The organism is Tautonia rosea (assembly GCF_012958305.1).
Taxonomy (GTDB): Bacteria; Planctomycetota; Planctomycetia; order Isosphaerales; family Isosphaeraceae; genus Tautonia; species Tautonia rosea.
On record NZ_JABBYO010000015.1, the window covers coordinates 118,484 to 137,124 of the forward strand.

Sequence of the window (18,641 nt, forward strand, 5' to 3'; positions counted from 1 at the left end):
CACCGCTGGAAACACGTTCGTGGATCAGCATCTGCTGGGTTTGCCGGGGTCACTGAGCCGGAGGCGGCTGGGCCACGGCGTTTTGGATGGCCTGCTTCATCTCGGCCACGGCACGTTCGAAACCGAGGAAGACGGCCCGAGAGACAATGCTATGCCCAATATTCAGTTCCAGCATCCCAGGAATTCGGGCCACGTCGGCGACATTCTGAAGTGTCAGACCATGTCCGGCGTGAAGGAGGAGACCGTCGTGTCGAATCCGTCGGCCGGCGTCGAATAATGCTTCGAGTTCCCTTTGACGCGAAGGTGGGTTGAGCGCGTCGGCGTATCGGCCGGTGTGGAGTTCGACCGCGATGGCGCCGACCGAGGCGGCTGCCTCGAGTTGCGCCGGGTCGGGGTCGAGGAAGAGGCTGACCTCGATTCCCGCGTCCTGGCAGCGAGAAACGGCTTCAGCGATGCGATCGCGATGCTTGAGCAGGTCGAGTCCGCCTTCGGTTGTCACTTCCTGGCGGTGTTCGGGAACGAAGGTAACTTGATCGGGTCGGACATTCATGGCAATGGACACGATCTCCGGGGCAAGGGAGATCTCGAGATTCAGGCGAGTACGAACGGTTTCCCGAAGGACTCGCAGATCTCGCTCCTGGATGTGTCGACGGTCTTCCCTCAGGTGGATGGTAATGCCGTCGGCACCTCCCAGCTCGGCGAGGACGGCGGCCCAGACGGGATCGGGCTCGCGACCTCCTCGGGCCTGACGAATGGTGGCGACGTGATCGATGTTGACGCCGAGGCGAATCATGATCGGACAACTCCGAGACGGGTCGGAGACCTCCTAGCTGGGCGTTCGGTCATCACAAAGGGTTTGCTTCTGACTCGACATCAACACCAGACACGAGGTTCGATGCCATCGAGTTGAAGACGATTCGTTTCTGCAATTCGGGATGAGACGCGCGTCATGATTCAAGATCGCTTGACTGGTCGGAGGGGCGATCGGGCCAGCACGAATGTTCTCTCTCCTCCCACGGTGAAGGCGACCCGGCCTTTGCGGTTGGGACCAGCACCATCGATGGAGACGATTTTCCCGAGTCCATACTCGGGATGAAGTACGAGGATACCCGGCCGAAACGCGGACAGATCGATGGTCGATGCCGTGTCGGATCGTGCCGATGCCCCTGAGGGGTTGGCCAGCGCGGCGGCCGTGGTGAACCGAACACGCTCACCAGACGAGGCCGAGACGGGCCGAGGTTCAGGAGGGGATGAGGTGCGAGAGACTCGCCTGGAGGAGAACGGCATTTCGCCATCACCTCCGGAGAGGTCACGGTAGCGGATCGGGCCTTCGGGTAATTCCATGAGAAATTGCGAGGGGATCGCAACCGATCGTTGGCCCCGAAATTCTCGGACTCGGCAATGACTCAGCCGGAGTTCGTGTTGAGCGCGGGTAATGCCCACGAAGAAAAGTCGGCGTTCCTCCTCCAGCTCTGCGTCGTTGTCGGAAGCCCTGGAATGGGGGAGGAGACCCTGTTCCATGCCGACAATGAAGACGACCGGGAACTCCAATCCTTTGGAGGCATGAAGGGTCATCAGAGTGACCGCTCCTCCTTCATCTTTCCAGCGATCGACGGCAGAGCTGAGGGTGACATCGGCCAGGAAGTCGAGGACGGTGGACTCGGGATGCTCCAGGTCAAACTGGCGAGCGGCTGAAACGAGCTCATCGAGGTTGGCGACGCGGTCCTCACCGTCTCCCTTGGGTTGATTGGCCCAGTAGTCCCGGTATCCGCTGAGGTTCATGAGCTTTCGTGTGAGCTCCTCTGCCGAGGAGTGATCGCTGAGGGCGGCGAGCTCATCCATCAGGAGGACGAAATCGCGAAGCCCGGATCGGGCCTTGGGGGTCAGGCCTGCGATCGAAGCGGCTTCTCGGACTGCAGCACTGAGGGGAATGCCGTGTTCTCGCGCATGGCCCTGAAGCCGGTCGAGACTGACCTTTCCGAGTCCCCGAGGTGGAGCATTGATCGCTCGGAGAAACGCGACGTCATCCTTGGGATTGTTGAGAAGGCTCAGATAGGCCAGCACGTCCTTCACTTCGAGACGTTCGTAGAACGAGACACCACCAACCACCTGATACGGGATCGCGAGGGATCGGAAGGCGGATTCGAGGCCTCGGGTCAGGGCAGTGACTCGAACAAAGACCGCGATTTCCCCAAACGAATAGCCCCCATTTCTCGCGAGGTCGGCGACGGTGGACGCAACGGCCTGGGCTTCTTCCGTCTCGTTGGCGAAGGTGGTGAGCTCGACCGGATCGCCATCGGGGTTTTCCGTCGTCAGGACCTTGGCTTTGCGACGACGGTTGTGATGGATCACATGATCGGCGACTCGAAGGATGTTTTTGGTGCTACGATAATTGTGTTCGAGTCGAATGACCTTGCAGCCGCGATAATCGTGTTCGAATTCGAGAATATTGTTGAGGTTCGCGCCTCGCCATCCGTAAATCGACTGGTCGGGGTCGCCAGTCACACAAAGGTTCGGCGTATCGACCGAAAGGGCCCGAACAATGGCATACTGGGCGAGGTTGGTGTCCTGGTATTCATCAACGAGAATGTATCGGTAACGGTCGTCGAGACGTGCACGAAGGTCCTGATCCTGGCGGAGCAACGAGACCACGTGCGTGAGAAGGTCGTCGAAATCCACGGCGGACGATTCGAGGAGACGCTTCTGATAGCCCTTGAAAACTCGACCCACGACAGCGGAGACGTGGTCGGAGCCATCTCCCCGGCGTGCCAGATAGGTCTCGGGATCAAGCATGTCGTTCTTGGCTCGGCTGATGGCGGCCTCGACCTTTTCCGGGGCAACGCCGGCGTCGAGGAGGTCGAGTTGCTCCATGACCGATTTGAGGACGCGGAGCCGGTCGGGCTGGTCGTAGATGGTGAAACCCCGATCGAGGCCAATCTTCGGCCCGAATTCGCGCAGAAGGTGCGCACAGAGCGCGTGAAAGGTTCCAACCCAGACGCCGTGATTGGGCGCCAGGGCGGTAATCCGTTCCCGCATCTCGGTGGCAGCCTTGTTGGTGAAGGTCAGCGCGAGGATCTGACGTCCGGGAATACCGTGTCCGAGCAGCGAGGCGACCCTTCGCGTGATGACCCGTGTCTTACCTGATCCGGCTCCGGCAAGGACGAGGAGCGGGCCATTGACGTGAGAGACGGCTTCTCGCTGGGGGGCCGTCAAATCGGAGAGCAAATCCATCAGCGATCCGTCCCTGGCAGAGTGACGTCGAGACCGGTACGTCCGTATCGCATCGAAGGGCAGTATACCATTGAGCGGGATCTCCCGCGATCTGATTCCCTTGGGGGGCCCCTGCCTGGTTGCCAGGCTATTGACGATTGCTTGGCAGCGGAATGATGGCCCGATTGGCCAGTCGGGCTTGACTTGGATAAACTCAGGGATCGTACCCGGTTTCAGAGGTCGGAACACTTGCTTTGCTTCGAACAGAGGATCGACCACGCATGAACATTCTGGGGATCGGGACCGACATTATTGAGGTGCCCCGGATTGGCAAGATGATTGAGCAGCATGGTGAGTTGTTTCTGCGCCGCGTTTATACCGAACGCGAGATTCGATACTGCCAGGGACGGAAACATGCGTTCGAGCATTTTGCTGGTCGTTGGGCGGCCAAGGAAGCGATCCTTAAAGCGATCGGGACCGGATGGGTTCGAGGGATCTGCTGGACCGATATGGAGATCCGGCGAGATGGGATGAGCGGGCCGAAGGTCTTGGTGCGCGGGGGAGCCCGTGACGCCGCGATTCAGAGAGGCATCGGAGAGATTCTGATCTCTTTGTCCCACTGTCGGACCTATGCGACAGCCACGGCAATTGCGATGGCCGCGAATTCGAAGCAGGTTTCGCTCGAGGAGCCTCAGGATCCGTAACTCCAAACTCGATTCATACTCCGGAAAGCCCACCGTTTCCCCGTCTTTCATGGGGGAACGGCCAGAAATCAAGGGTTCAGGCGTGAGCCGTTTCGTCAATCAGGATTTGGACTTGCCACGCGTCGTGGTCTTTCGTCGACCTCCGCCTGACGATTTCCGACTGGCCGCTTCCTGAAGCAAGGGAATTGCTTCGTCGAGGGTGATCTCGTCGGGCTTGCGATCTTTCGGGATTGTGGCGTTGACTTTGCCGTGCTTGACGTAAGGACCGTATCGTCCCTCGAAGACGGCAACCTGCTGATTGTCTTCGGGATGTTCACCGAGCACCTTGATCGGTTCGGCACCGCGTTTCTTGGGAGCTTCGGCGATCAGTTTGACGGCACGGTCGAGGTCGATCGTCAACACGTCATCTTCGGGACGGAGGGTCGTGTATTTCCCTTCGTGAAGGACGTAGGGGCCGTAAAGACCACTGCCGGCCTTGACGACCTTGTTGGTCTCCGGATGCTTGCCGAGGTTGCGGGGAAGCGCGAGCAAGCCGGCCGCTCGATCGAGGGAGACCGATTCTGGATCCATCCCTTTCGGAACAGAAACGCGCTTGGGCTTCTTGCCTTCTCCTAGCTGAACGTAGAATCCGTAGGGACCCTTGCGGAGTGTGATGGCTTGTCCCTCGGCATCCTCTCCAAGGTGTTTCGGTTCGACGGCAGTTGACGAGGCCGAGTCTCCATCCGAGGAACCATCCCCTTTGTCTTTGTCCTTGGTCAGTTCTCGGGTAAAGCGGCACTCGGGATAATTCGAACAGCCGACAAACGCGCCGTACTTGCCGACCTTCAACGAAAGCTGGCCGGCGCCGCAAGAGGGGCACTTCCGACGTTCGTCCAACTCGCCCTCTCCTGGGAAAAGGAGTGTGGCGAGGGCCTCATTCAGCTCGGAGATGACATTGGTAATCTCCAGCCCTTTGGCCTTTTCAACATTTGCGGCGAAGTGATCCCAGAAGGCTCTCAGGACCTCTTTCCAATCGACCTGGCCGTCGGAGACGCGGTCGAGTTCGTTCTCAAGGTTTGCGGTGAAGTCGTACTCGACATACCGTTGAAAGAAGTGCGTTAGGAAGGCGGTGACGACTCGGCCGCGAGGTTCGGGAAAGAAGCGTTTGCTTTCAAGCTTGACGTAGTCTCGATCCTGAAGGATCGAGATGATGCTGGCATAGGTCGAAGGCCGGCCAATGCCAAGCTCCTCCATTCGCTTGACGAGGCTGGCCTCGGTAAAGCGGGGAGGCGGTTCGGTAAAGTGCTGAGCCGGCAAGAGTTCGGCCAAGTCGACCACCTCGCCCTCGGTCAATACAGGCAAGGCTCCACCTTCCTCATCCTCGTCTGAGGCGTCGTCGCGGCCCTCACGATAGAGGCGGAGAAAGCCATCGAACTTCATGGTGGTGCCGACAGCTCGAAACGTGGCCGAGCGGTCTTCCGCATCAATCTCGGCGACGACCTGATCGAAAATGGCGGTGGCCATCTGGCTGGCCATCGTCCGTTTCCAGATGAGATCGTAGAGCTTCGCTTCGTCGGCCTCGACGTCCTTGGAGACGGCCGAGGGAAGCAGCGAAAGGTCGGTCGGTCGGATCGCCTCGTGAGCTTCCTGAGCGTTGGCTGCCTTGCTCTTATAGACGCGGGCGGAATCGGGGACGTAATTCTTGCCGAATTGCCCTTCGATTTGCGATCGAATGGCTCTGAGGGCTTCCGGGGCGATCTCCACGCCGTCGGTTCGCATGTAGGTGATGCGTCCGGATTCGTAGAGGCGTTGGGCAACCTGCATGGTTCGCTTGGCGCCAAAGCCTAGTTTTCGAGACGCTTCTTGCTGAAGCGTCGAGGTGGTAAACGGTGGGTTCGGATTTCGACGAACCTGCTTCCGTTCGACCGACCGAACCGCATAGCCCTTGCCCGACAAACCCGCAACGACCCGATCGGCCTCGGCCTGGTTGGGAATGTCGAACTTGTCGAGTTTGTTCCCTTCGAAGTGGGTCAGCCGGGTGAGGAATCGGGATCGGGTTTCGTCTTGTTTTAGGAAGGCAGCACGGACGTCCCAGTATTCCTGGCTGACGAATCGTTCGATCTCATCTTCACGGTCACAGATCAATCGCAGCGCGACCGACTGGACCCGGCCGGCGGATTTGCTTCCCGGCAGCTTTCTCCAAAGAACGGGAGAGAGCGAGAAACCGACGAGGAAGTCAAGTGCTCTGCGAGCCTGCTGAGCGTTGACAAGTGCCATGTCGAGGTCGCGAGGGTGAGCCATCGCGTCGAGCACCGCATCCTTGGTGATCGAGTTGAAGACGACTCGGCGCACCTGAAGATCCTTGCGTAACGCCCGCTTCTGGCGGAGCATTTCGAGGACGTGCCAGGAGATCGCTTCGCCTTCCCGGTCCGGGTCGGTGGCGAGGATGAGGGCATCGGCCTGCTTGACGGCATCGACGATGGCCTTCACGGCCTTCGTGGAGCTAGGCTGGATTTCATAATCCATCGAGAAATCCTCGTCGGGCCGGACGGAACCGTCCTTCGGAGGTAGGTCTCGGATGTGGCCGAACGAGGCGAGCACCTGATACTCGTCTCCCAGGTATTTGTTGATCGTCCGGCACTTCGCAGGCGATTCGACGATGACGACATTCATACGCGGCGATCAACCCCAGGAGCCCCCAGCCTGGCAGGATGGGGGACGAAGACGAAGCAAGACTGTCACGGTGACAAAGAAAGAGCGCAGGCCGATTAGACCCGTTGCGAGCGTTGTTCGACGCAGTCGCGTTGGATCAAAGCCGGTCAGGAGTCCGGAAGTCTCGGCGTTCCTGGAAGGATTCGCCAGGTGAGCCTTCCGCGTTCCGCAACCGTAAAGACAAAGGAGGTGACGGGGAAGTTCCTTGCGACGAAAGCCGTTTGCGGGTGAATCAACCCGCGGGAGTGCAGTTCCGTCGTGATGGTCATCCCTGGTACACTACGTCCTTTCGGGCACGAATGATCGACCCGCATTGCCATTCTGACTTAGCGAGCATTGTCGCGGCTGTCAAGGGGTGATGGACAAGAGGTCAGCAGGGCGGAGCGGGCTGACGCGACCGAGTCGTCGTCGTCGAGGATCCCCGCACCCGATCAGGGGTTGAAGGCCCGATTTGCCGACTGTCATCGAGGACAACGTCATGCCGTTTCAGGTCTTCCGTCGACATCGCAGAAAAATGCTCGCGGCTCTGGCCATTCTGGCCATGTTCGCCTTTGTGCTGGCCGACTCACTTCCGCGACTCTTCAATGATTATGCCCGGCCGACGATGGTCGACCGTGTTGTGGTCGAGATGGGAGGTCGAGAGGTTCGAACCAGCGATCTGGAACAGCTCCGGATCGAGCGCATTCGCGCGAATTACGTCCTGTCTCAACTCGCGTTGAGGCTAGGGGGAATGCCGTTGGTCCCCTATTTCAATCCTCCGCCGTTCGGTCCGACGGACGACGCCGCGATGGTCGATGCGATGTTGCTGGAACGCAAGGCCGACGCCATGGGCATCCCACGTACCCCAGATCTGGCTCGCAACTGGATTTTCGAACAAGCTCGAATGCAGCATGAGCTGTATCGCAATCTTCAGCCAACTCTACCGGCGTTCGATCCAATTGATCTGGCCGAGCAACTGCAGATCATTTTCAACCAGGCTTTCGGCAGAGAAATGACCGAAGAAAGCTTCCTGGCAGAGGTCTCGGATCAGGTTCGCATTCTACAGACGTTGGAACTTCTTTCTCAGTCAATGGATACGCCGCTGGATGCCTTTGACGTCTACCGTGATCGCCTAGTCGAGATCGAGTCCCGCTATGTCTCCTTCCCTGTCAATGATTTCCTGGACAAGGTTGGAAGTCCGGATGAACAGACGCTTCGTGACTTTTTTGAGGAATACAAAGACCGCTTGCCAGATCCAACAACCGGGAGGGTCGGTTTCAAGATTCCTCGGCGCGTGAAGGTGGAGTACCTGACGCTGGGACTCAACGCGATTGATCTGCTTCGAGAGCAGATTCGAGGAGAGCCGTTGGAGCAGGAAATTCGGGATGCGGAAGGTTTCGAGGAGGATGTCCTCGAACAGTATCGCACCGAGGTTCAAGAGCGGGAAGCAGCCCGCTTTGCCCAGGCACTTCCGGTGAACCCCTTCGCCGCTCCAGAAGACGGGGAAGGCGTTGAGCTCTCATACCCAGTGGAGTACGAACGCGAATACCTCGCCGGAGTGATTGATCAGCGTGTTCAGGAGCGGTTGCGTGATCGGCTTGAGGATCTGTTCGAGCCGGTGAAGGAGTCGATGAGTGTCTTCAGCGACGACATCGGCGGAGACTTCGACTCGATTCAGACCGGCCTGGAATCAAGTGTGGATCGAGAACGCCTGCCGAACCTTGAGGAAGTCTTCCGTGGTTCCGATTCGGCTCAGTCTCTGATCGAGGTCCTTGGGAATGCTGACCGGAGCGATGAAGCCATCTCCTTTGTCCGGATCGGTCTCACCCGGGCACTGGCGGATCCTGTGACCTTCGAGGAATTGATCGATCCGCAGGGCATTCCCGAGTTCTGGAAAGACTACCTTGCGCTGGCTCGACTGGAGTGGGCCAATGCCCCGTATCGCCTGTTGCGTAACGTCCAGCATCTGACCCGCACGGTCGAGGGAATTGAGCGGCCTGACTCGACAACTCCCACTCAGTTCGGGGCGTTTGCGGACGTGATGTTCGAGGAAAACAGCCCTCTGTTCGATCCTCGCGAGTTCACGGATCCGGAAGGACGGCGGTATCTGGTTTGGAAGACGCTCGATTTGCCCGAAACGAGTCGCACCTTTGAACAGATGCCCGAAGGTCTGGTCGAGTCGCTCTGGCGTCGGACCGAAGCCCGAACGCTTGCCACGGAAGCGGCTGAAGCGCTGGCCAGTCGGATTCGAAAGGAAACCGACGAAGGGGGAATTCCCTCCGACACGCTCGATCGGATTGCGACCGAGGAAGGGTTGGTCACGCGATCCACCGGCCCTCGACGTCGGATAGAATCGAACAACGCGTTTTCCCCGATTGATCCGAGCGAGGAACTTCGGGATGCCATGTTCGGGCTTGGTGACTCTGGGGAGAATGGGGTGGCAGTTGCGTCGGATCGGAGAGGTGACTCTGTCTTGGTCCTGGCCTTCTATGGTCGGGCTGATAGCAGTGTGGGCAGAGACGTTCTGGCAACGTCGGGGATTGATTTCCAGAACGTGCTCTCCAACCTTCCGTTCTTCATGCAATCCGATGTCGATCGGGCGACCGAGATGAACCGCGTCGAATCGGTGATCGATTACCTCCGAAAAGAGGCGGGGATTGATCCGAACTGGACCCCAGAAACTCCTGGCCGGGGTTAAGGCGGGGGTCTTTTCCTGCATCCGATTGCCTGGAACAAGAGCGGGAGAGGTTCCCGATTCGTGTTCTCAGGAGTCTTTCAAGGTGAGCGGCGAGAAAACCACGAATCGGACGGACCAGAGGGATTGAGGAAGAGTTCACTCTGATGTCGATTCGGGAAAGGGCAGGGGAGGGCCACTGATCCTGCCTGGTTGAGTCTCCAGATATCGGCACTGATCTGGGCACCAAAGCAGGCCGCCACTTGATCATTCAGTCTTGCTTCAAGACGCACGCCACGATTTCCATGTTCTGGAGGTCGTGGCGTGTGGTCGTATCGCGAAGAAGCCGATTCGTTTCTCACCACGAATGAACAACTGATCGTGAGCAACATTTCTGGAATCGAAATTGGATCGAGCTTCACCTGCCCTGGGCAGCTCATCCAGCCTTCAAGTCAGACATCTCTGGGTTGAGGTGACGTCAGGAGGCCGCGGGTTGGGATTGCGGCTGCATTCGGGAGAGCCGGAGTTTGCCGTCGTGATGGGCGGTGGCCAGATGGAGACCATCGGGGTGAAGATCCAGGGAGCGGGCCGTGTTTGGGAGGGAGAAGCGGTGGAATTCCTCGTCGGGCTGATCGGGGCGGTAGAACAGCAGATGCCCGCCACCAGAGCCGCCAACGGCGACGACGAGAAATCCATCGGGATGGCACCGGATGCCCCAGGCGACCCCTTTCAGCCCACCCTGAGCCTTGAGCAAGGCAATCTGTTCACCTCGGAGCCAGTCGAAGAAAACAACTGCAGGATCGTTGACTGCGCCGAGCGGATTGGTCGCGTTTAGAAGACCGGCACACGCGAGCCGGTCGCCGGAGGGGCTGAAGGCCAGGTCACGGACCCCGCCATAGTCCACCTGCTGACCACCGTTGTACGAGTAAAGCGACGAGGCATCGAGCCGATGTTGCATCAGACCGGAGGACACCTCCCAGACGACGATCCGTCCCTCCAGGTCGGCCGAGACCAGTGACTCGCCGTCGGGGTGGAAGCCGACCGCATAAACCGGCTTGTCGTGGGCGCCTTGAAGGTCGTGCAGAAGCAATCCATCATCAATAGACCATATCTTGACGCGCCGATCGTTCCCGCACGAGGCCGCGAGAGTTCCATCGAGACTGACGGTCACTCCGCGAACCCAACCGGCGTGGGCTTCGATCTTTCGAGTGGGTGTCGGTTCCCCCTCGGTGGCTGCGGACCACCAGATCAGGCAACCATCGCCACCGGCGCTCAGAAGAGTGCAGCCATCAGGGGTGAAGGCGAGGTCGAAGACCCAACTCTCATGTGCAACGAAGGGGATCGCTGGGGGCTCCTGGGCGAGCAGATCCCAGCGGCGGACGGTGAGGTCTTCCGAACCGGCGAAGACGAACCGTCCCGTTGGATCGAAGGCACAACAAATGAGTGGCCGATCGTGGGTCAGTTCCCTCGCTAGGTGAGTCTGGGTCGGGTCGGCTCCGTCGGCCTTACAGGGCTGCGGGGTTGTGACCGGATCCTGTTCTGCATCGAGGACTGCAGGTTGCTTTTCAGGGCGGCGAGTCATGCCAGCAGGTCCTCGATTGCGTGAGAGGACGGATCGGCAATCTGGAAGTCACGGCCATTGACCGAAAACTCGTCGATCAGCGGGTCAATCCCGACAGCCCGGAGGTAGGTATGGAACAGGTCATGCCCGCCGACCTGGCCGTCGGTGACCTCAGTGCCGTCAGCGTTGGTCTCACCAACGACAACCCCGCGCTGGATACCTGCACCGGCCAGAGCAACCGACCAGGCCTTGCTCCAGTGGTCTCGGCCGTAATACTGGTTGATCCGAGGGGTTCGGCCGAACTCGGACATCACGACGACGAGGGTCCGATCAAGCATCCCCCGATCAGCCAGATCGCCAAGTAACGCAGCGAACGAGATGTCGAACTCGCCGACTTGTTCCAGATGGAAGTCGAAGTTCTCGTTGTGTGTGTCGTAGTTTGAGTGGGTGACCTTCACGAACGTCGCGCCGGCATCGAGCAGGCGGCGAGCGAGCAGGCAATGCCGGCCGAAGTCGTGAGATCCGTAACGTTCCTGATCGCGCTGCGGTTCCCGGGAGACGTCGAACAGATCTCGGCGTTCCATCAGCTGAAGCGCCTGTTCATACGAGTTCGTATAGGCCTCGGTCTCGGCGGTCCGGCGCCGCAGGGCAAAGCGGTGGTCGAGTTGCATTCGCAGGGTGTGGCGGGCCTGATCCTCGGCGTCGGCGAGCGCTCCCGGGCGCTCGGTATGGGCCGGGGCCTGGCCGTTCCCAAGAACCAGAGCTCCATACTTGGGACCGAGGAAGGCAGCGTCCTTCCCACTCAGGCCACCTCCGCCCGGGGTGATATGAATGTAACCGGGCAGCGGGTCCTTCTCCGGCGCGAGGAACCGGGCAGCGAGCGATCCGAGGTGGGGGTGCTCCTGGCCCGGAATCTCGCGGCGGCCGGTGTGCATCAGGTAGCTCCCCTTGCCGTGGTCATCCTCTGCGGTGTTCAGACCGCGGAGTAACGCCAGGTGATGCATCAAGGGGGCGGTCCGGGGCAGGAGTTCCGAGATGCGGACCCCCGGCACCGAGGTCTCGATCGCCCGAAACGGTCCCCCTGTGGTGGTCCCCGGTTTCGGGTCCCAGGTTTCGAGCTGGCTCGAACCGCCGGCGAGGAAGATGACGAGAATCTGTCGACCGGAGGACTGGAGGTCGCTGGCGAGGGTGGTCATCGGCCGACCGGCAAACCCGGCCACCGTACCAAGTCCTGCGGCGGTGACCCCGCCGAGGAAGGCCCTGCGAGAAACGGCGTGCTCGACCGACCGACATGAGTAAGGGCACCACATGCGAGGAACTCCGTGATTAGGGGAATCGCAGCCCGGATCGGATCGAACAGTCCTCATCGTTGCGACGCTTCGGACAACCGGTGTCCGGAAAAGTGCTCGGGAGGCTCAGTGGTTGAAGCGAAATTCGGCCGAGGTGATCAACGCCCAGGCAAGGTCTCGGATCGCGGCCGATCGACCCTCGGCCCCGCGTGCATTGAGCAATCCGACGACCTCGGCCCGCTCCTCCGCCGAGGGCCGACGACTCAGGAGACTGAGGTAGAGTCGCTCGGCAAGTACATCCAGTTCGTCGATCGCCTGTAATTGAGCTGTCAAGTTGCTGCCGGAGGGCTGGACCCAGTTCTGGACTGGTCCGCCGTTACTGAGGAACAGGGCCTGGTGGACGTTCGCCTCGACCGCTTCGTCGGGCTGACCCTCGGTGGCCCCGAAGTAGCGCACGAAGGCGGTGACGTTGCCGGCGAGCTTTGCGTGGATCTCCTGTTCGACAATCCAGGGATGCCGCAGCAGGCGTTCAGGATCGTCGCGACAGACCTCGCAAAGAAACCCTTCGGCATGATCAAGTTGGGCCTCAACGGCCCGTTCCTGGGCCTCGACCACGCCCAATCCGCTCATCAGGCTCCATGCCAGTTGCTCAGGAGAAAGCGGTGCAATCGAGGCCACGGCGAAGCGGCTCGGATCGCTGGCTGCCTCGTCGTCACTGGGGGGCGGTTCACTGGAGCGCTGGTAGGTTCGGGTCAGGGCCAGCTCGCGAAGGAATGCCTTGATGTCATAATCCATCGCTTGAAACTCCGCCGTCAGCAGGTCGAGCAGTTCGGGATGCGACGGCGGGTTGTCACTGTGGTCGAGGTCGAGCGGGTGGTAGATTCCTCGCTTCATCAAGAGCGCCCAAAGGCGGTTCACAGCATTGCGGGCGAAGGGTGTAACCTCGTCAGAGGCCAACGCCGGGGCGAGTTGCTCGAATCGGCTGAACGTCGGAACAGAGCGTACATCCTTTTCAGGGGCGACCACGTAACGCTCCGCTTCGGGCAATTCCGGCTCGGCGATCAGGGTGCCGTCGAGGACACGAGGCCCGGTCGTGTGGGTGACGCTTTTCCGGAAGACCGATTGGAAAGTCGTCTCCCCCTCAGCCTTCTCTGCGAGCATCACGCGGCCTGATTCGGGCTCGGTAAAGAGGCTCGTCCGGTCGAGAAAGGCGCGAATTCCGAAGTAGTGGGATTGTAAGTAGTCTTCGATCAGGGGATGGTCATGGCACTGGGCGCATTGAAGATCTCGGCCGAGAAAGATCCGCCCGAGGTCGCGGGTCACCAAGTCAGGGTCGGCCCCGCGGTCGAGTACGAACTTCGCTGGAGCACGTTCTTTGGAGGATTCTGAACCATCCGCAGCGAGTATTTCCAGGACCAACTGATCGTAAGGCCGGTTCTCGGCGAACGCCCGGTGAAGGAACGCCTCCCAGTCGGCCCGAGGGACATGCTGATCGCGACGACGCTCCATGAGCGTGGTATCAAACACGTACTGCATCCGTCTGGCATAGCCGGGGCTTGCCAGAAGTTCGTCGATCAACCGCTGCCGTTTGTAGGGGGATGGGTCATCGAGGAAGGTCCTAGCCTGCTCGGCCGAGGGGATGGTGCCTGCCAGGTCGAGCACGACTCGTCGGAGAAACTCGCCGTCCGTAGCAAGTGAAGCCCTCGGGCCATCGCTCGCGGCCTCAACGAGCCGGTCAATCCGCTCGTGCAAGGGTAGCCTCGGTTCCTCAGCTTGCGTCAACTGCCCAGCCAGCAGGATGAGGATCAGCGCGATTGGGACATCGAGCACGCCGAGGGTTCTATTTCGCATCTCCCCAGCCTCCGCTGCAACTTCAATGGAGCCTTCGATCGCTTCCAACCCTGACTCAACATGCACTCTGAGTGACGCGACGACGGATGCCCGTGTGGGGTCGAGTTAAACAATAGTGTGACACCCTTGCCGCTGCAACATGTTTCTTCTGAGGAGCGGTTCCGAGAGCACGGGCGAGGGGAGCGGTCTGACGAAGACGTGAGAGGGACGAGAATGTCGCTCACCCATTGGGTGAGGTCCAATCTGATCAGACCTCGTAGGCGAGCAGAGCAGAGTTGAAGACTCGCAACGTGCACGAAGAGAAGTGGCGGCAGGATCGGTTGTCGAGTCAGCGCTCAGACATTTGATTCCATTCCGTCCTGTGGGAGCGTACGGTCGATCGGTATTCAGACGGCGGAGATCCACTCCCCGCCATCATCTCCCCATGCCCATTCGGCGTCGAGTTCTCCTGGGGGGAGTAGGATCGACCAGAGGAGCCTGCCGGTGGTCAGATTGAGCTGAGGCGGGGGGACTGAAGGACGAGAAGACCACGGTCCGAGACTACCCAACCCTGGACAGGAGAGGTCGACATCCAATCGGATTGCGTGGTCCAGCCGGCCGGAAAGCAAGAGCCGATGTGCACGACCACCCACGGGACGCTCGTACCGGAATCCGATGCGGCCACAAGGCAGGCTTCGGGTCATCCCAATTCGAGGCCAACTCGGAGGTAGCATTGGCTTTAAGGATAAGCGCCGGTCAATAGCGTCATAGTCGAGATCAACGAGATCCAGAATGGTGTCGATCAACATCGTGTGCAGTCCCCAGACCCCCTGAAAATAGCGGGCGAGACTGCTTGAGAACGGGTTGGAACGAGGTCCAGGACGAAGGCTCAGACCGAGTGGTCCGAGTCTGGCGATCATCCGATCGAGAAATTCCACAGCCTGGGCGCAATGTCTCGATTCTCCGGTCTCACGAGCGAGTCGGATGAGATATCGGGCCATCCAGAGGGTCGCAAGGCACGAGGGTGTCTCCCGTTGGGTCTCGTTGGGGGCAAGTGAGGTTTCTTCGAGGCGGATCGGGTCAGGAGCCCATCTCGTCAGACCACCAGGATCTGCACGATTTACGTTATGCACCAACATTGCTCCGGCTGTTCGTCGGAGCCGAGGATCGGAGGCGGCCAGAAGGTCGAGAGGAACGGCTAGGCCAAGAACCCCGATGTCGAGTGCAGCTGAACGTTCAACACAGGAGCCGGGCTGGTCCGACCACAACCCCAAGCGGGTCGAGATACGTCGGCCTTCCAAAAAACGTCCACTTCTCGAATCGATCAGTCCGGGTTGATCGCGTTGCTCGCCTTCCCCAAGGATTCCCACATTCCAGATACGATCGGCGTGTTCTTCCCACTGTTCGATTTGTTCGTTTGCAGTTGGTAGGTCGAGCAGGCGGCCCAATCGAACCGCCGCCTGGAGCCCAGCCACCACGCAGGCGTTGCTAGAAAGGTAGGCACCAAAGCGGGTTTCCCAGAGTCCGGCAGAGCTGAACAGGTTGAGGTCGTTGCACCACTTCAGTCCCGGGTGTCCATCACCTTGAAGACAGACACTGGCCATACGCTCGACCAGAGGCCAGTATTTCTGGGCCAACTCAAGGTTTCCTGTGCGCCGGATGTGCTTTTCAAGCACCCACGAAACGAGTGCAGTTTGGTCAATCGCAGGTGTTTCCCATTCCGGAAGGCCGTCGATTGTGTACTTCATAAACCAGGCCTGATTGACCTGGGTGCGGCCTCGGACCCTTCCAAGCCAGTCGAAGAACTGTTCCGCAACCACTGGGATCCCGAGACGGTCCATGGCTGTTGTAGCCCAGAGCGCGTCACGAGGCCAGCAGTAGGCATTAATCCCACGATCGAAGCCGGCAGCGATGGAACCGTGCTCCAGATCACAGTGCAAGAGAGCCGAAAGGGCCGATCGGCGCAAGACTTCTGCATGCCCTGGCCGAGAGGATTCGACCACCGGTAACGACTGGACAACCCCGACCCATTCGGCTGCGGTCGATTGCTCGACCTGGTTCAGATCGACTGAGCGGAACCAGTTGAGGGCAGGGCGAAGCCAGTGTTCGAATGTTCCCTGATCACCTCGCCAGCCTGTGAAGGCACCACTGATCAGGACATCGACACGAACCTCACTGCCCGGGGGGAGCTCTAGATTTCGGAAGATAATGGCTTCGCTCGGCCCGGTTGGCTCGCAGTCAACGGGTCCGCGGTCATCGAGCCCGATGGCGAACTCGACGGTGGCGTCTCGCGCGAGCTTGCGGTTGGCGTGTCCATGACCTCGATTGGCGGCAAGGAGGCAATGGCCGGAGTCTTGCCAGCTGAGGCTCGGCTCGCCGATTCCTCCGTTGACCTCGGCATGGACATAGAGGCCGAAAAGCGCGCACAAAAACTCGTTACTCTCATTGAGAATCCGAAATCGCTTAATGTACTGGCCCTTTGATTCGAGCCCTCCTCCTGTTCGGGGAAAGTCTGGACCCATTGCAGCAAAGTCGACGGCGACGACTCGAATCGGTCCGCGACGCCATCGGAACTCGGTTTCGAGAAGATTGGTCTCTGGTCGATAATGCTGGGACGCGTCCCAGCTCATGCGTTCGGCGAACCAGTCGAGCCTTGAACCGAGGGCGAGTCCACCGACGATCGTCTGGAAATGGGAGCGGCTGTTCGATAAATCTCCCTCAGCTGGTCGAACATTGGAATGAAGACCAATGGTCGGGAAGAACAGGTCAAAGGTGGCTGCTCGCTCGTCCACTCGGGCTGTCAGGTGGCGATTTCCGACCAGTCCGATCGTCAGCGGCTCGGATGATTCGGTGCGATCCGGGAGATTGGGGCGAACCTGGAACTCTCTCCAGGGCCCTTCCGCCGGCGGTTCACCCTCGCGGATTGCAATGGGACGGTAGCGCAGGCGTGAACCAATCCGTTGCGGAGGAATAGGAGCGTGCCAGAGGCTATTCACTCCGCGATCTTCGAGCCAGTAGGCGGGAAGGAGTCCAAGCGACGTGTCGTCAACGATCAATTCGAGCCAGCATTGGGTTTCGTCATGGTCAGCAGGGTGAGACCCTAGCACAACCGTGCCCCACATCCCGGCCCGGATCGGACCTCCAAGTCGTCCACTTGCCGCCGCCTCGATCCAGGACGTTAGCATCCTCGCTCTTGCTCCCGCCCACCTCCGCCCAAGCCGGACTCGACCGCGATCGTCGCGACGTTATCCAATCCGACCAAAGTCCTGACGCATGCTTGGAGATTCTCCCGAGTCGGGACCCTCCGCGCCAAGAGAGACGTGAGAGGAGATCCATGAGTATCGACGACCTCAGAGGCATCGAGGCTGGACGATCGAAGGTGAAGCTGAATATCATGCCTCCCTGTGCTCGACGCATCGAGCAGCATGTCTCTGCTCGGAGCAACGCCATGTCGCCCTCGCTCAGTCTCAGGATGCTTGGCCTGAGATTCGATGCCCTCTCGGCAATTGAACTCTCCGCCCAATTCGGGTTTCGAGGAGTCGAACTCTTGATCCGGGATCTGATCGAGCAGAACTCTGATCTGGAAACCCTTGCCTCACGAATGGCCGACCTCGGCCTGCGTGCAGGAAGCTGGCCGTTGCCGGTTGACTGGAGAGGCGACGAAGATCGGTTTCGACGTGATCTTTCTCAGTTACCCTCGTTTGCTCGAGTTGCTTCGCAATTGGGTCTCGACCGTACCGGGACCTGGGTCCTTCCGGAAGTGCTCGACCCTGACGTGATCGAGCGGGACCAGCCCGGGGACGCCGCAATCGCCTGGCATTTGGATCGACTGGGGCCGATCGCGAAAATCCTGAACGACCACGGGCACCGGCTAGGCCTGGAGGCGATTGGAGTCGCGTCGTTCCGAACCGGACGGGGTTTCCGGTTCATTGACCGGCTCGAAGCGCTTCGTCCCTTGCTCGGGGCGCTTCGTGATCAAGGGTGTGATGTGGGTCTGATCGTTGATTCGTTTCACCTGTACGCCGCAGGAGAATCAGTAGAAATCGTTCGGCGGTTCGAGCCCGACGAGGTGATCTCGGTCCATCTAAGTGACGTCCTTGACTCGGCTACGGATGGACTAGAGAGCCTTCGAGACAATCAACGCTCGCTCCCTACCGCGGAAGGGCCCGTGCCCAACCGTTCGCTCCTTCGGATACTCTCAGAATGTAGGTATGATGGCCCTGTCTACCCCGAGCCAGTCGTCGGGGGAGGACTCAGGCAAGCGATGGGAGACGAAGTTGCCGATTGGAAGCAGGTTGTTCAAAACGCAGCTGAAGCTCTTGATGCGATCTGGCCGACCGATTCGCAGGTGAATCCGGAAGAGAGGTCACAAGGTCCAACTGAAATGGAGGCTGATCATTAACGAAGCACCGTTTCCCGAATTCGGGGCGTGTTGTGTTCCGGGGCAATTTCTTCACGATAGACCGGAACGTCGTTTGGGGCTTCGATTCCGAGTCGGATCTGATTGCGATCGATTTTCACCACCGTCACGACGATATTCTCGCCGATCACGATCTTTTCACCAAGCTTCCTGCTGAGTACGAGCATGACACGCTCTCCTGCGATGTGTGTCCTGAGGTGATCACTCCAACGTCTGGCATATCACCAGATATTAACCGACTATCCAACTAGCAAACGAGGTGCCATCTTCCTCTCTATTTGGT

At 59.7% G+C, this 18,641-nt stretch carries 11 protein-coding genes; 3 read left to right on the forward strand and 8 right to left on the reverse strand.

The features are described 5' to 3' along the window. Window positions 1-49: 49 nt before the first annotated feature. Complete coding sequence (locus tag HG800_RS22080) at window positions 50-793, reverse strand: pyridoxine 5'-phosphate synthase (protein WP_169979589.1); 744 nt, start codon at window positions 791-793, stop codon at window positions 50-52. 161 nt (window positions 794-954) lie between these two features. Further along, entirely contained in the window at window positions 955-3,231 is a 2,277-nt protein-coding gene (locus HG800_RS22085; protein ID WP_169979591.1) for an ATP-dependent helicase, read from the reverse strand. A gap of 260 nt (window positions 3,232-3,491) precedes the next feature. On the opposite strand from HG800_RS22085, the gene acpS reads away from it, so the two are divergent. Continuing rightward, window positions 3,492-3,914, forward strand: a complete 423-nt coding sequence (gene acpS, locus HG800_RS22090) for a holo-ACP synthase (RefSeq protein ID WP_169979593.1) — start codon at window positions 3,492-3,494, stop codon at window positions 3,912-3,914. Window positions 3,915-4,013: 99 nt separating this feature from the next. Here the strand turns inward: acpS and topA are convergent, their stop codons facing one another. After that, a complete protein-coding gene (gene topA, locus HG800_RS22095; protein ID WP_169979595.1) occupies window positions 4,014-6,566 on the reverse strand; it encodes a type I DNA topoisomerase in 2,553 nt (850 codons plus the stop codon). A gap of 517 nt (window positions 6,567-7,083) precedes the next feature. On the opposite strand from topA, the gene HG800_RS22100 reads away from it, so the two are divergent. Beyond that, complete coding sequence (locus HG800_RS22100) at window positions 7,084-9,282, forward strand: hypothetical protein (protein ID WP_169979597.1); 2,199 nt, start codon at window positions 7,084-7,086, stop codon at window positions 9,280-9,282. 454 nt (window positions 9,283-9,736) lie between these two features. Here the strand turns inward: HG800_RS22100 and HG800_RS22105 are convergent, their stop codons facing one another. From HG800_RS22105 to HG800_RS22120, 4 genes are all read right to left on the reverse strand, one after another. Continuing rightward, the gene (locus HG800_RS22105; protein ID WP_169979599.1) at window positions 9,737-10,840 is read right to left on the reverse strand and encodes a WD40 repeat domain-containing protein; all 1,104 of its coding nucleotides are present in this window, start codon (window positions 10,838-10,840) and stop codon (window positions 9,737-9,739) included. Continuing rightward, window positions 10,837-12,129 (reverse strand): DUF1501 domain-containing protein, encoded by a 1,293-nt coding sequence (locus HG800_RS22110; RefSeq protein ID WP_169979600.1) that lies wholly within the window; start codon window positions 12,127-12,129, stop codon window positions 10,837-10,839. Before HG800_RS22110 ends, HG800_RS22105 begins: the two co-directional genes overlap by 4 nt. A 105-nt stretch (window positions 12,130-12,234) precedes the next feature. Further along, window positions 12,235-13,959 (reverse strand): DUF1549 domain-containing protein, encoded by a 1,725-nt coding sequence (locus HG800_RS22115; RefSeq protein WP_169979602.1) that lies wholly within the window; start codon window positions 13,957-13,959, stop codon window positions 12,235-12,237. 386 nt (window positions 13,960-14,345) lie between these two features. Next, window positions 14,346-17,123, reverse strand: coding sequence for a glycosyl hydrolase (locus HG800_RS22120; protein WP_169979604.1), 2,778 nt, complete (start codon window positions 17,121-17,123; stop codon window positions 14,346-14,348). Window positions 17,124-17,272: 149 nt separating this feature from the next. On the opposite strand from HG800_RS22120, the gene HG800_RS22125 reads away from it, so the two are divergent. Further along, a complete protein-coding gene (locus tag HG800_RS22125; protein WP_169979606.1) occupies window positions 17,273-18,340 on the forward strand; it encodes a sugar phosphate isomerase/epimerase family protein in 1,068 nt (355 codons plus the stop codon). Here the strand turns inward: HG800_RS22125 and csrA are convergent. After that, entirely contained in the window at window positions 18,337-18,525 is a 189-nt protein-coding gene (gene csrA, locus HG800_RS22130) for a carbon storage regulator CsrA (RefSeq protein ID WP_169979608.1), read from the reverse strand. The two genes, HG800_RS22125 and csrA, sit on opposite strands and share 4 nt — an antisense overlap. Between the last annotated feature and the right edge of the window lie 116 nt (window positions 18,526-18,641).